General features: G+C 59.8%; 1 protein-coding gene. It reads right to left on the bottom strand.

Annotated elements, in window-relative coordinates; all coding sequences use genetic code 11:
- Positions 1–233 (bottom strand): transglutaminase-like cysteine peptidase (locus Ga0451573_RS19500; protein WP_231685869.1); only part of this gene is annotated, 233 nt, incomplete at its 3' end.
- Between the last annotated feature and the right edge of the window lie 11 nt (positions 234–244).

The following is a 244-nucleotide window of genomic DNA, read 5'->3' as shown; positions in this document are numbered from 1 at the left end:
ACCGTCTGGTTCACGTGGCTGTTGACGTTGACGATCAGCTCCCAGAAATCACGCGTCATCTTGGCCGGCGCAACATTGCGGCTGCGGATCGAGCACTCATCCGGCAGGCGCTTGCAGAATTCGTAATGGCCGATCGGCTGGGATGTCAGACCGCCGGTCTGCATGAAAGCTTCAGCTGCGGAGGCGGAATTTGCGATGAGTGCGCCAGCGAAAAGTGCCGCCGCGACCCCCATCGACCTCAAAA

This window comes from Phosphitispora fastidiosa (genome assembly GCF_019008365.1).
Taxonomy (GTDB): Bacteria; Bacillota; Thermincolia; order Thermincolales; family UBA2595; genus Phosphitispora; species Phosphitispora fastidiosa.
Note: the sequence above shows the minus strand (reverse complement) of the source record. Positions and strands in the feature narration are given on the sequence as shown.